Genomic DNA, 12,628 nt, shown 5'->3' with positions numbered 1-12,628 from the left:
TGTCATCCGCCAACGGGGAATGAAATTCGATGTCGACAGCGACCAGCAAATTTCTGAGTTACGTTCTGCGCCATGCGCCTGAAAGTATCGGCCTGACCCTGGATGCTCAGGGTTGGGCGGATGTCGCAGATCTGTTGGCAAAAGCGAATGCGAGCGGCACGCCGCTCGATGAGGCAGGCCTCTTTTCGGTCGTCGCAGAAAGCGACAAGAAGCGCTTCACGCTGTCGGAAGACGGCCGCCGCATCCGGGCGGCGCAGGGGCATTCCGTTAAGGTCGATCTTGGCCAGCCGCCAGTCGAGCCGCCGCCGCAATTGTTTCACGGTACGGCGACCCGCTTTCTCGATTCCATTCTGCGGGAAGGCTTGCGTCCGGGGGAAAGGCAGCAGGTTCATCTTTCCGCTGACCGGAAGACTGCGATTGCCGTCGGACAACGGCACGGAAAGCCCGTGGTCCTGATTGTCGATGCCGGCCGGATGTTTGCGGATGGCTGCAATTTCTACCAAGCCGACAACGGCGTTTGGCTGACGGACGCCGTGCCATTTGCCTATCTGACCCCGTTCGAGGATTTCTCAGCGGAGAGCGACGGGTGACGGGCTGACGTGTGGTAACGGAGGAGGGAGGCGAAATGGGTGTCGGCATATTTCAGATCGATATGGATTGGCTGCATCGCTGGCTAAGGCAGCGGCGTGGCGGCGGTGCCCGCAAGCCCGGCAACGGTAAGCTCAAACCCAGGATGACGCCGGAAGCCGCACGCCTTGATCACCGGCAGATGTTGAGGTTCATGGCGCTCAATGCGGCGGTCGGCGTGCTGATCGGCGTCTGCGTCGGTGCAGCGCTGATCTTTCTCGACATTGGCGGTTTGGGCGCGCACATCGGCCGCGCCGCAAATCCGGTCGTGCCCGTGCTGCTGGTCGTCATGCCCATCGCATCTCTGTTCGGCGCGGCCGCCACCGCCTCGGCGATCCTGATGATGCCCTATGAAAAGAAATTCCGCGACGACGATGACGATGCGAGGGGAGAATAACCGCATGATTAAGAAAATCCTCATCGCCAATCGCGGCGAGATCGCCTGTCGGGTCATCAAGACGGCGAAGAAGATGGGCATCGCCACTGTCGCAGTCTATTCGGACGCGGATGCCAATGTGCTGCATGTAAGACAAGCGGATGAGGCCGTTCATATCGGCCCGGCCCCCTCGTCGCAGTCCTATATCGTCATCGACAGGATTCTTGAGGCAATCGCGAAGACCGGGGCGGATGCTGTCCATCCCGGCTACGGTTTCCTGTCGGAAAATGCTGCTTTTGCCGAGGCGCTGGAAAAGGCGGGCGTCGTCTTCATCGGTCCGCCTGTTGGCGCCATCAAGGCCATGGGCGACAAGATCACCTCCAAGAAACTGGCCGCGAAAGCGGGCGTTTCCACCGTTCCCGGCCATATGGGATTGATCGAGGATGCGGATGAGGCGGTGAGGATCGCATCGCAGATCGGTTATCCCGTCATGATCAAGGCGTCGGCCGGCGGCGGCGGCAAGGGCATGCGCATCGCCTTCAACGATGCCGAGGCGCGCGAGGGTTTCCAGTCTTCGAAAAACGAGGCGAAATCCTCCTTTGGCGATGACCGCATTTTCATCGAAAAATTCGTCACCCAGCCGCGCCACATTGAAATTCAGGTGCTGGGCGATAAGCACGGCAACACACTTTATCTGGGTGAACGCGAATGCTCGATCCAGCGGCGTAACCAGAAGGTGATCGAGGAAGCGCCGTCGCCCTTTCTGGATGAAGCGACCCGCAAAGCCATGGGCGAGCAGGCCGTGGCGCTGGCGAGAGCGGTCGGTTACCATTCGGCCGGCACGGTGGAATTCATCGTCGATGGCGAGAGGAATTTCTACTTTCTGGAAATGAACACCCGCCTGCAGGTAGAGCATCCGGTAACGGAACTCATCACCGGCATCGATCTGGTCGAACAGATGATCCGTGTGGCATCAGGAGAAAAGCTCTCCTTCGGACAGGCGGATGTGAAGCTGAATGGCTGGGCGATTGAAAGCCGGCTTTATGCCGAAGATCCCTATCGCAACTTCCTGCCCTCCATCGGCCGGCTGACGCGTTATCGTCCGCCACAGGAGGGCGAACAGGAGAACGGCACCGTCATTCGCAATGATACCGGCGTCTTCGAAGGCGGCGAAATATCGATGTATTACGATCCGATGATCGCCAAGCTGTGCGCTCTAGGCAAGGATCGTGAAACCGCCATCGACGCCATGGGGCAGGCGCTGGATCGTTTCGAGGTGGAGGGCATCGGCCACAATCTGCCCTTCCTGTCGGCCGTCATGCAGCATGAGCGTTTCCGCGCCGGTAGGCTCACGACGGGCTTTATCGCTGAAGAATTTCCGGAAGGATTTTCCGGCGTGGAACCGGATGAGGCCACGGCGCGCCAGCTTTCCGCCATTGCCGCCATCATCCATCAGCGGCTGCAGAGCCGCGCGGTCGAAATTTCCGGCACGATCGGCAATCACCGCCGCATTGTCGGTCAGGACTGGGTGGTGTCGTTTGGCGCATCCCGCCACAGGGTTAGCGTTGAAACCGGCACGGATGGCACGGCGATCCATTTTGAAGACGGGGCGGCGCTCACCGTCGATACCGGCTGGCTTCCCGGTCAGAGCCTCGGCCTGTTCACGGTAGCGGGTGAGGTTATCGCCGCCAAGGTCGATCTTGCAGGTGCTGCGATCCGCCTGCGCTGGCGCGGCATGGATGTTCGTGCCCATGTGCGCAGCCCGCGTGTGGCGGAACTGGCGCTGTTGATGCCGGAGAAGCTGCCGCCGGATACCTCGAAACTGCTGCTCTGCCCCATGCCGGGCGTCATCACCGATATTTCCGTGGGTGAGGGTGACGAGGTGGAGGCCGGGCAGGCGCTGGCGACGGTGGAGGCCATGAAGATGGAAAACATTCTGCGTGCGGAAAAACGCGGCCGCGTTGCCAGAGTGGCGGCAAAACCGGGCGACAGCCTCGCGGTGGATGAAGTCATCCTCGAATTCGAGTGATGGCCGCTGCCGTTTTTTCGGAACGCATGTGGGCCGGAGCGGTTTACGGGGTCGGACCTGCGGGCGGATCGTTCGATTTTCGTCACGATCACCGGCCACAGTGCTAAAATGAAATGCAGAAGGGGAGAGATGCATGTCGGGTGAAAAAACGGTGCGGGATTGGCTGCAGCTTGCCGAGAAAGAGCTGAAGCGTTCACCGGAAACGCTCGTCTGGCACACGCCCGAAGGTATCGAGGTCAAGCCGCTCTATACGGCTGACGATCTGCAGAAGATTTCCCATCTGGACAGCCTGCCGGGCTTTGCCCCTTTCACGCGCGGCCCGCGTGCCACCATGTATGCCGGGCGGCCCTGGACCATCCGCCAATATGCCGGTTTTTCCACGGCCGAAGCCTCGAATGCCTTTTATCGCAAGGCGCTCGCCGCCGGTCAGCAGGGTGTTTCCGTGGCCTTCGATCTCGCCACCCATCGCGGTTATGACAGCGATCATCCGCGTGTGGAGGGCGATGTCGGTAAGGCGGGCGTGGCGATCGACAGCGTCGAAGACATGAAAATCCTGTTCGACGGCATCCCGCTCGAAAAAGTCTCGGTGTCGATGACCATGAATGGCGCCGTCATTCCGGTGCTCGCCAGTTTCATCGTTGCGGGGGAAGAACAGGGCGTTCCTCGCGCCGCCCTTTCCGGCACCATCCAGAACGATATCCTCAAGGAGTTCATGGTCCGCAATACCTATATCTATCCGCCGGAACCCTCGATGCGGATCATTGCCGACATCATCGAATATACGGCGAAGGAGATGCCGAAATTCAACTCCATCTCCATTTCCGGCTATCACATGCAGGAAGCGGGCGCGACGCTGGTGCAGGAGCTTGCCTTCACGCTGGCGGATGGCCGCGAATATGTGCGCGCTGCTTTGGCCAAGGGGCTGAATGTCGATGATTTCGCCGGGCGCCTGTCGTTCTTTTTCGCCATCGGCATGAATTTCTTCATGGAGGCTGCCAAGCTGCGCGCCGCGCGCCTGCTCTGGTCGCGCATCATGGAGGAGTTCAAGCCGCAGAAGGCGTCGTCGCTGATGCTGCGTACCCATTGCCAGACGTCGGGTGTCTCGCTTCAGGAACAGGATCCCTATAACAACATCGTCCGTACCGCCTTTGAAGCCATGTCCGCCGTGCTCGGCGGCACGCAGTCGCTGCATACCAATTCCTTCGATGAGGCGATTGCCCTGCCGACGGAGTTTTCCGCCCGCATCGCCCGCAATACCCAGCTCATCCTCCAGCATGAAACCGGTGTCACCAAGGTCGTCGATCCGCTGGCCGGCTCCTATTATGTCGAAAGCCTGACGGATGAACTGGCAGAGAAGGCCTGGGCGCTGATCGAGGAGGTCGAGGCGCTTGGCGGCATGACCAAGGCCGTGGCCGAAGGTCTGCCGAAACGACTGATCGAAGAGGCCGCCACACGCCGGCAGGCGGCAGTTGACAAGGGCGAAGAGGTCATCGTCGGCGTCAACCGTTATCGTCTCGAAAATGAAGAGGATATCGATGTTCTCGATATCGACAACGCCGCCGTGCGCGCCGCGCAAATCCGCCGCATCGAAGAAACGCGCCGCCGCCGCGATGGCAAGGACGTGACCGCCGCTTTGGCAGCACTTTCCGAAGTCGCCCGCAGCGGCAAGGGCAATATTCTCGAAGCCGCGGTTGTCGCCGCCCGCGCCCGCGCCACGGTGGGAGAGATTTCCGATGCGCTGCGTGCGGCCTTCGGCGACCATGCCGCCGTGCCGGAGGTGGTGAGCGATATTTACGGCGAGGCCTATAAGGACGAGCCGGAACTTGCCACGCTCGCCGCCCGGCTTTCCGGTGTGGCTGAGAGGATCGGCACCAAGCCGCGCATCATGGTCGCCAAGCTCGGGCAGGACGGGCATGATCGCGGCGCGAAGGTCATCGCCTCCGCCTTCGGCGATATCGGTTTCGATGTGCTGGCCGGGCCCCTGTTTCAGACGCCCGTTGAAGCGGCTGATCTCGCCGTCCAGAACAGGGTGCATGTGGTCGGCATGTCGTCGCTCGCCGCCGGTCACAAGACACTGGCGCCGCAGCTGGTCGAGGCGCTGAAACAGAAGGGCGCGGAAGACATTATCGTCGTCGTGGGCGGCGTCATTCCGCGGCAGGATTATCAGTTCCTGCTCGACCACGGTGTCTCGGCGATTTTCGGCCCCGGTACCAATGTCATGGATGCCGCCAACAAGGTGCTCGACCTGCTCGAAGGCGTCAGGCGCAACGCGTGAGGGAAAGACGGCCATGTTCGGAAGACTAAATCACGTCGCCATCGCGGTGCCCGATCTTAATGCCGCCATTGCCCGTTACAGGGAGCTGGGCGCAGATGTCTCGGAACCGCAATCCCTGCCGGAGCACGGTGTGACGGTGGTTTTCATTCAGGCTGAAAATACCAAGATCGAGCTTCTTCACCCGCTCGGCGAAAATTCGCCGATTGCCGCTTTTCTCGAGAGAAATCCGGGCGGCGGCACGCACCATCTCTGCTTCGAAGTGCCTGACATTGTCGCGGCGCGCGACGATCTCGTCAAAAAGGGCGTTCGAATTCTGGGGGACGGAGAGCCGAAAATCGGCGCGCATGGCAATCCCGTTCTTTTCCTGCATCCGAAGGATATGGGCGGCGTGCTCTATGAGCTTGAGCAGGTTTCCCCGACACATAGCTGAAACACAGACCCCGTAAGAGGCTGGCCATACGGTGAACGGCGCGCAGCGGCCGTTCGCCTTTGCCGGAACGTGTTTCGTTTGTTTTCTTTTGACATTCGTTTTGTTTTCGTTTTTATGGCAATTGTCTTTCAACGATGGGGACGCGCTCCCCCGACGCTGTCGTGGAGGCTCTATGTCCGGCGAGAATATTTTCGATCTTTTTGTCATCGGTGGCGGCATCAATGGCTGCGGCATTGCCCGCGATGCCGTGGGCAGGGGCTATTCCGTGGCGCTTGCGGAAAAAGGCGATTTTGCCTCCGGCACCTCTTCCGCCGCCACCAAGCTCATCCATGGCGGCCTGCGTTATCTCGAACATTACGAGTTTCGTCTGGTGCGCGAAGCGCTGATGGAGCGGGAAATCCTCTGGGCCATGGCCCCGCATGTCATCTGGCCCATGCGTTTCGTCCTGCCCATCCAGAAAGGCGGCGTGCGCCCGGCATGGATGGTCCGGCTCGGCCTGTTTCTTTATGACAATCTCGGTGGCCGCAAGCTTTTGCCGGCGACCCGCACGCTCGATCTTCGCAAGGACCCGGCGGGAAAGCCGCTGAAGCCGGCTTTCGCCAGGGCTTTCGAATATTCCGACGGCTGGGTGGATGATGCCCGTTTCGTGGTCCTCAATGCGCGCGACGCGGCCAATCGCGGCGCGACGATCATGAACCGCACGCGGGTCGTTTCCGCACGGCGCGAAGGCGGGTTGTGGCTCATCGAGACACTGGATGAAAAAACTGGACGTGCGGAGACACATAAAGCACGCATGCTGGTGAATGCCGCGGGTCCCTGGGTGGACAAGGTGCTTTCCGGCGTCTTCGGCCGCAACGACGTGCACAACGTCCGGCTCGTGCAGGGCAGCCATATCATCGTGCGCAAGAAGTTTTCCGATCCGCGCGCCTATTTCTTCCAGAACCCTGATAACCGCATCATCTTCGCCATTCCCTATGAGCGCGATTTCACGCTGATCGGCACCACGGACCGCGATTACAAGAGCGATCCGGCCAGCGTTCGCATCTCTGAGGAGGAGATTTCCTATCTCTGCAACGCGGCCAGCGACTATTTCAGCGAACCGGTCCGGCCGGAAGATATCGTCTGGACCTATTCCGGCGTGCGGCCGCTTTTTGATGACGGCGCTTCGAAAGCGCAGGAAGCGACACGCGATTATGTGCTGAAAGTGGAAGAGGGGGAAGGCGAAGCGCCGCTCCTCAATATTTTCGGTGGCAAGCTCACCACCTATCGGCGACTGGCGGAACATGCGCTGGAAAAGATCGGTGCGGCGATTGGTGAAAAGGGCAAGCCGTGGACGGCGGGCTCCCACCTGCCGGGCGGCGATTTCGGCGCTGAGAGATATGAGGCGCAGGTGCGGGCGCTCGTCTCCCGTTATCCCTTCCTTGACGGACGCCATGCCGAGCGACTTGTCAGAAACTACGGCACCAAGGCGGCGGAACTGTTGGGCAGCGCCACCGATGTCTCCGGCCTCGGCCGGCATTTCGGCGGCACGCTTTATGAATGCGAGGTGCGCTGGCTGGTTGAGCACGAATGGGCCTGCGCGGCCGAGGACATTCTCTGGCGGCGCACGAAACAGGGCCTGCGCCTGAACAAGGACGAGGCTGCCGGTCTCGATGACTTCGTGGCTGTGCTGATGGGTGGCGGACAAAAGGCCGAAGTCGTGGCGGAGCGGGCCTGAAAATCCGCCGGTTGCCCCGTCAGCTCCCGGAACTCTTCGCCGGTCTCTCCGGGCCATCGGCGCTCAGGATATAGTCGTCTGCGGCTGAAAGCGCGTGTTCCATATGCCCTTCGAACACCAGTTCCGGCTCGTTGGGCGCTATGGCGATTTTCGGCATGCCGCCGAAACGCACCGCTTGCGATTGCGCCAGACCGTCGCGCAGGCCGCTTTCCAGAAGATCGAAATAGCGGGTGCCGGGGCCGGTGATGAAGACCGGCATATGGCCATGCAGGCTGAAGAGGCGCGAAAGACCGTTGCCGAGAGCAAGCCCGGCGGTGCGGAAGGCAAAACGCGCCATGCGGGCGCCGGTGCGGGCCGAGGCGGCGATCTTGTCCACCTCGGCGATCGGCACGAATTTCGCCGGTTCCGCCTGCGGCGGGGCTTCGAAAGCAGAACGCAGGATGGCGTAAAACCCGCAATAGGCCTCGATACAGCCTTTGGTGCCGCAACGGCACAGTGCGCCGTCGGCCAGATGCAGCATATGGCCGAAATTGGGAGCGCTGACCTCGATTGCGCCGCCCGTCGAGCGGGCGATGCCAAGGCCGATGCTGTGGCCGAGCGACAGGGTGACGAGGGCCTCCGGCGCCGGGTTTTCCCGTGCCTGCTCCCGCATCCAGATGGCTTTTGCGGCCAGCAGCGTCTCGTTGTTCAGCGTCACGCGAATGCGGCCGTCGCCGGAAACGAGCCGCTGGAAATCGATCCTTTCGTCACCGAGAACCGGCGACCAGACAAGCGTTGCCGCGGCCGCATCCACCAGCCCCTTGCTGCTGATCGAGACCTGGAGGATATCGTGCCGGTCGATGCGCGAGCGATCGGCAAGTCTTGCGAGACCGGCGAGGATCGCGCTACCGAATGTGCCTTTCTCAGCCGCAATCCTCTGTTCGGTGAAGCGGTCCACCAGCTTGCCGGCATAATCGACCAGCGAATATTGCACGCTGTCGGAAGAGATGATGACGATGGCGACATGGCAGAAAGCGCCGCGCGGGCCGAAGAGAATGCGCGGCCGGCCACGGCCGGCGGTGGCGAGCTGCTCTTTCCGCAGAATGAGACCGGCCCGCTCAAGCTCGGTGGTGATGGCGGAGACGGTCGCGGAGGCAAGCCCGGTGAAAGACGACATGTCGGTATGGGAAAGGCTGCCGTGCAGGCGCAGCGCCGCCATCACCGACAGGCTGTTTTTCCGGCGCACCAGTTCCGTACTTGCAATGGCGGACATGGGCTGGGGCATGCTCCCTGAACGGCCTTTTTCCTGTCGTGCTGATCCACTCTGATGGCGCATGCCAGAGCGAAGATCAAGGCACCCGGATGCTGCCCGCAGCCGTTGTTGACAGCATGGGGAATCTCTGACATTAATTTTCTCGACTGTCGAGAAAATTGTGAAACCACAGAGACCGGCAGCTTTTTCCGGGCGTTTTTCCTGCATGGAGGTGCAGGCTTCGCCCTTACCGGGAGGACATCATGAATTCTTTTGCCAAGCTTCTGGCGGGTACGGCCGTACTCGTTTCCCTGCACACTGCCGCCATGGCCGCCGATCTCGTCGTCGGCGTTTCCTGGTCGAATTTCCAGGAAGAACGCTGGAAAACGGATGAGGCGGCCATCAAGGCGGCGCTCGACAAGGCCGGCGCGAAATACATCTCCGCCGATGCGCAATCATCCGCCGCAAAGCAGCTGACCGACGTGGAATCGCTGATCTCGCAGGGCGCCAACGCGCTGATCATTCTGGCGCAGGACAGCGACGCGATTGGCCCGGCGGTTGAAAAGGCCGTTGCCGAGGGCATTCCGGTCGTGGGTTACGACCGCCTGATCGAAAACCAGAACGCCTTCTACATCACCTTCGATAACAAGGAAGTCGGCCGTCTGCAGGCTGCCGAAGTCTTCAAGGTGAAGCCCGAAGGCAATTACGTCTTCATCAAGGGCTCTTCTTCCGACCCGAATGCGGACTTCCTGTTCGCCGGTCAGCAGGAAGTGCTGAAGGCGGCCATTGACGGCGGCAAGATCAAGAATGTCGGCGAAGCCTATACCGATGGCTGGAAGCCGGAAAATGCCCAGAAGAACATGGAACAGTTCCTGACCAAAAATAACAACAAGGTCGATGCGGTCGTCGCCTCGAATGACGGCACCGCCGGCGGTGCAATCGCCGCTCTCGCCGCGCAGGGCATGGCCGGTTCGGTTCCCGTTTCCGGTCAGGATGCCGATTTCGCCGCGTTGAACCGCGTCGCGCTCGGCACGCAGACGGTGTCGGTCTGGAAGGACAGCCGCGAACTCGGCAAGGAAGCGGCCGGCATCGCGCTGGAACTGGCCGGCGGTAAGAAGATGACGGAGATCAAGGGTGTCACGGCCTTTGATGGCGGCCCGAAGAAGGTCACGATGCAGTCGGTCTTCCTGAAGCCGATCGCCATCACCAAGGACAATCTGAACGTCGTCATCGATGCCGGCTGGATCAAGAAGGAAACGGCCTGCCAGGGTGTGAAGGCCGGAACCGTCAAAGCCTGCGATTGATCGAATAGGTCCCGGTTCGGGCGCTGCGCCATGGTTCATGGCGCGGCGCCTTTTAGAGCATTTCCAGGAAAAGTGGGCCCCGGTTTTCCGTTCGGAAATGCGCAAAACAAAGAGTTAGAGCATTTCCAGGAAAAGTGGAGCCCGGTTTTCCGTCCGGAAATGTGCCAGAACAAAGCGTTGGAGCGTTTTCGCGATTCAGGGAAAAGCGAAAGCGCTCTAAGATGTGAGGAGCACCGGCAGTTCATGGCCGATATGACCCAGTCCAATTCCACAACGTCGCAAAAGACGGAAAAAACAGGCTCGATAACGCGCTTCATCAACGCCACCGAGCTGGATACCAGGCTGCTCGGCATGGTCGGCGCGCTTCTTCTGATCTGGATCGGATTTCATATCCTGTCCGGCGGGCTGTTCCTGACGCCGCGAAACCTCTGGAACCTCTCCGTGCAGACCGCGTCCGTGGCCGTCATGGCGACCGGCATGGTGCTCGTCATCGTCACCCGCAACATCGACCTTTCGGTCGGGTCGATCCTCGGTTTTTCCGGCATGATCATGGGTGTCATGCAGGCCGAAATCCTGCCGCAGATCCTCGGCTTCGAACATTGGGCCACATGGATCGTCACACTTATGGTCGGCATTTTCGTTGGCGGCGCCATCGGCATGTTGCAGGGCTCCATCATCGCCTTCCTGAACGTGCCGTCCTTCATCGTCACGCTCGGCGGTCTGCTCGTCTGGCGCGGCGGCACCTGGTTCATCACCAGCGGCCGCACCGTGGCGCCGATGGATTCCACCTTCCGCCTGATGGGCGGCGGCACCAGCGGTTCGATTGGTGCGACATGGAGCTGGATCGCCGCCGTCGTCGCCTGCGTCGCCATCATTGCGGCCATCCTGAATTCCCGCCATCAGCGCCGCCGTTTCGGCTTTCCGTTGCGGCCCGTCTGGGCGGAATATTTTCTGGCCGCGCTCGGCTGCCTTGTCGTCATCGGTTTCGTGGCGGTGGTCAACAGCTATCCATGGCCGGTCAACATCGCCCGCAACTATGCCGATGCCAATGGCATCGCCTGGCCTGAAGGCGGTCTGTTCATTTCGCATGGCATCGCCATTCCGGTGCTGATGGCGCTCGCCGTGGGTGCGGTCATGACCTTCATCGCCACACGGCTGCGCTTCGGACGTTATGTCTTCGCCATCGGTGGCAATCCGGAAGCGGCCGAACTCGCCGGCATCAAGACCCGCTGGGTGACGGTGAAAATCTTCACGCTGATGGGCGTTCTGTGCGCCATCGCGGCGGCCATCTCGACCGCCCGCCTCAATGCCGCCACCAATGCCCAGGGCGAGCTGGACGAGCTTTACACCATCGCGGCGGCCGTCATCGGCGGCACCTCGCTTGCCGGTGGTGTCGGAACCATAGCGGGCGCGATGCTCGGCGCGCTCGTCATGCAGTCGCTGCAATCCGGCATGGTGCTGGTGGGCATCGATACGCCCTTCCAGCGCATCGTCGTCGGTGTGGTTCTGGTCGTCGCCGTCTGGCTCGACACCATCTACCGCGCCCGCGCCAAGTAAGAACCGAGGAGAACTCCTATGACGGACCAAGTCACGCCCCTCGTGGAAATGCGCAATATTTCCATTTCCTTTGGCGGTATCCATGCGGTGGAAAACGCCTCTGTCGATCTTTTCCCCGGTGAGGTGGTCGCCCTTCTCGGCCACAACGGCGCGGGCAAATCGACCCTTATCAAAATCCTCTCCGGCGCCTATCGGCGCGATGGCGGCGATATTCTCATCAACGGCGAGGATGCGGATATCCGCAATCCGCGCGACGCCAAGAAATACGGCATCGAAACCATCTACCAGACGCTGGCCGTGGCCGACAATGTCGATGCGGCCGCCAATCTTTATCTCGGCCGCGAGCTGAAGACGAAATGGGGCACGCTTGACGATGTCGCCATGGAAGCCTCGGCCCGCGAGGTCATGGGGCGTCTCAACCCCAATTTCCGGCGGTTCAAGGAACCGGTGAAGGCGCTTTCGGGCGGCCAGCGGCAATCCGTCGCCATCGCCCGCGCCATTCTGTTCGATGCCCGCATCCTCATCATGGACGAGCCGACGGCAGCACTCGGACCGCAGGAAACGGCGCAGGTGGGCGATCTCGTCAAGGAGCTGAAACGGCAGGGCATCGGCATCTTCCTCATCAGCCACGATATTCACGACGTCTTCGATCTGGCCGACCGGGTCTTCGTGATGAAGAACGGCAAGGTGGTGGGCCATGCCCGCACGCAGGATGTCACCAAGGACGAGGTGCTTGGCATGATCATTCTGGGCAAAGTGCCGGCCGGTGCGGTGCCGGGGCCGGGTGCGGTCGCGCTCTGAACTCAATGAAATAAAGATATAAAGATTTCTTTATGTCTATTGACATCGTGACGCCCGTGGTGAGAAATGCGGGTGTCATGGTTCTCCGGGCTTGTTTGTTCGATCCCGGAGCTAAGAGGGAATCCGGTGCGCCGACGATCGGCAAGACCGGAGCTGCCCCCGCAACTGTAAGCGGCGAGCCTTTGTCCAAAACGTCACTGGGGTAAACCCCGGGAAGACGGACAAAGGCGACGACCCGTAAGCCAGGAGACCTGCCAGGACAAAATAACGTCCACGGGCGG

At 61.0% G+C, this 12,628-nt stretch carries 10 protein-coding genes and 1 riboswitch; of the genes, 9 read left to right on the top strand and 1 reads right to left on the bottom strand.

The window, feature by feature from the left end:
* Positions 1–29: 29 nt before the first annotated feature.
* The 6 genes from ACQZ5K_RS12150 to ACQZ5K_RS12125 all read left to right on the top strand — a co-directional run bounded on the left by ACQZ5K_RS12150 (position 30) and on the right by ACQZ5K_RS12125 (position 7,454).
* The gene (locus ACQZ5K_RS12150; protein ID WP_174057950.1) at positions 30–590 is read left to right on the top strand and encodes an RNA 2'-phosphotransferase; all 561 of its coding nucleotides are present in this window, start codon (positions 30–32) and stop codon (positions 588–590) included.
* Positions 591–625: 35 nt separating this feature from the next.
* The gene (locus tag ACQZ5K_RS12145) at positions 626–1,024 is read left to right on the top strand and encodes a hypothetical protein (protein WP_174057949.1); all 399 of its coding nucleotides are present in this window, start codon (positions 626–628) and stop codon (positions 1,022–1,024) included.
* 4 nt (positions 1,025–1,028) lie between these two features.
* Complete coding sequence (locus tag ACQZ5K_RS12140; RefSeq protein WP_174057948.1) at positions 1,029–3,032, top strand: acetyl-CoA carboxylase biotin carboxylase subunit; 2,004 nt, start codon at positions 1,029–1,031, stop codon at positions 3,030–3,032.
* A gap of 133 nt (positions 3,033–3,165) precedes the next feature.
* Entirely contained in the window at positions 3,166–5,307 is a 2,142-nt protein-coding gene (scpA, locus tag ACQZ5K_RS12135) for a methylmalonyl-CoA mutase (RefSeq protein ID WP_174057947.1), read from the top strand.
* A gap of 13 nt (positions 5,308–5,320) precedes the next feature.
* On the top strand, positions 5,321–5,737 hold the full coding sequence (gene mce / locus ACQZ5K_RS12130; RefSeq protein ID WP_174057946.1) for a methylmalonyl-CoA epimerase: 417 nt from the start codon (positions 5,321–5,323) through the stop codon (positions 5,735–5,737).
* 172 nt (positions 5,738–5,909) lie between these two features.
* A complete protein-coding gene (locus ACQZ5K_RS12125) occupies positions 5,910–7,454 on the top strand; it encodes a glycerol-3-phosphate dehydrogenase (protein ID WP_174057945.1) in 1,545 nt (514 codons plus the stop codon).
* 19 nt (positions 7,455–7,473) lie between these two features.
* On the opposite strand, the gene ACQZ5K_RS12120 is transcribed toward ACQZ5K_RS12125, so the two are convergent.
* The gene (locus tag ACQZ5K_RS12120) at positions 7,474–8,706 is read right to left on the bottom strand and encodes an ROK family transcriptional regulator (protein ID WP_174057944.1); all 1,233 of its coding nucleotides are present in this window, start codon (positions 8,704–8,706) and stop codon (positions 7,474–7,476) included.
* A 242-nt stretch (positions 8,707–8,948) separates the two neighbouring features.
* Here ACQZ5K_RS12120 and xylF point away from each other — a divergent pair, with 242 nt between their 5' ends.
* The 3 genes from xylF (at position 8,949) to ACQZ5K_RS12105 (ending at position 12,347) form a co-directional block, all read left to right on the top strand.
* Positions 8,949–9,989 (top strand): D-xylose ABC transporter substrate-binding protein, encoded by a 1,041-nt coding sequence (gene xylF / locus ACQZ5K_RS12115; RefSeq protein ID WP_020813430.1) that lies wholly within the window; start codon positions 8,949–8,951, stop codon positions 9,987–9,989.
* A gap of 243 nt (positions 9,990–10,232) precedes the next feature.
* The gene (locus ACQZ5K_RS12110; RefSeq protein ID WP_174057943.1) at positions 10,233–11,546 is read left to right on the top strand and encodes a sugar ABC transporter permease; all 1,314 of its coding nucleotides are present in this window, start codon (positions 10,233–10,235) and stop codon (positions 11,544–11,546) included.
* A gap of 18 nt (positions 11,547–11,564) precedes the next feature.
* The gene (locus tag ACQZ5K_RS12105; protein WP_059753655.1) at positions 11,565–12,347 is read left to right on the top strand and encodes an ATP-binding cassette domain-containing protein; all 783 of its coding nucleotides are present in this window, start codon (positions 11,565–11,567) and stop codon (positions 12,345–12,347) included.
* A gap of 61 nt (positions 12,348–12,408) precedes the next feature.
* Positions 12,409–12,620, top strand: a riboswitch (cobalamin riboswitch).
* The last annotated feature ends 8 nt before the right edge of the window (positions 12,621–12,628 follow it).

The sequence above is a fragment of the Agrobacterium sp. 22-226-1 genome (assembly GCF_053522345.1).
Note: the sequence above shows the minus strand (reverse complement) of the source record. Positions and strands in the feature narration are given on the sequence as shown.

What these genes read in the sequence shown, in the direction of transcription:
- ACQZ5K_RS12150 (WP_174057950.1), top strand. Translation starts at nt 30, where the DNA reads ATGTCGACAGCGACCAGCAAATTTCTGAGTTACGTTCTGCGCCATGCG.
- ACQZ5K_RS12145 (WP_174057949.1), top strand. Translation starts at nt 626, where the DNA reads ATGGGTGTCGGCATATTTCAGATCGATATGGATTGGCTGCATCGCTGG.
- ACQZ5K_RS12140 (WP_174057948.1), top strand. Translation starts at nt 1,029, where the DNA reads ATGATTAAGAAAATCCTCATCGCCAATCGCGGCGAGATCGCCTGTCGG.
- scpA (WP_174057947.1), top strand. Translation starts at nt 3,166, where the DNA reads ATGTCGGGTGAAAAAACGGTGCGGGATTGGCTGCAGCTTGCCGAGAAA.
- mce (WP_174057946.1), top strand. Translation starts at nt 5,321, where the DNA reads ATGTTCGGAAGACTAAATCACGTCGCCATCGCGGTGCCCGATCTTAAT.
- ACQZ5K_RS12125 (WP_174057945.1), top strand. Translation starts at nt 5,910, where the DNA reads ATGTCCGGCGAGAATATTTTCGATCTTTTTGTCATCGGTGGCGGCATC.
- ACQZ5K_RS12120 (WP_174057944.1), bottom strand. Translation starts at nt 8,706, where the DNA reads ATGTCCGCCATTGCAAGTACGGAACTGGTGCGCCGGAAAAACAGCCTG.
- xylF (WP_020813430.1), top strand. Translation starts at nt 8,949, where the DNA reads ATGAATTCTTTTGCCAAGCTTCTGGCGGGTACGGCCGTACTCGTTTCC.
- ACQZ5K_RS12110 (WP_174057943.1), top strand. Translation starts at nt 10,233, where the DNA reads ATGGCCGATATGACCCAGTCCAATTCCACAACGTCGCAAAAGACGGAA.
- ACQZ5K_RS12105 (WP_059753655.1), top strand. Translation starts at nt 11,565, where the DNA reads ATGACGGACCAAGTCACGCCCCTCGTGGAAATGCGCAATATTTCCATT.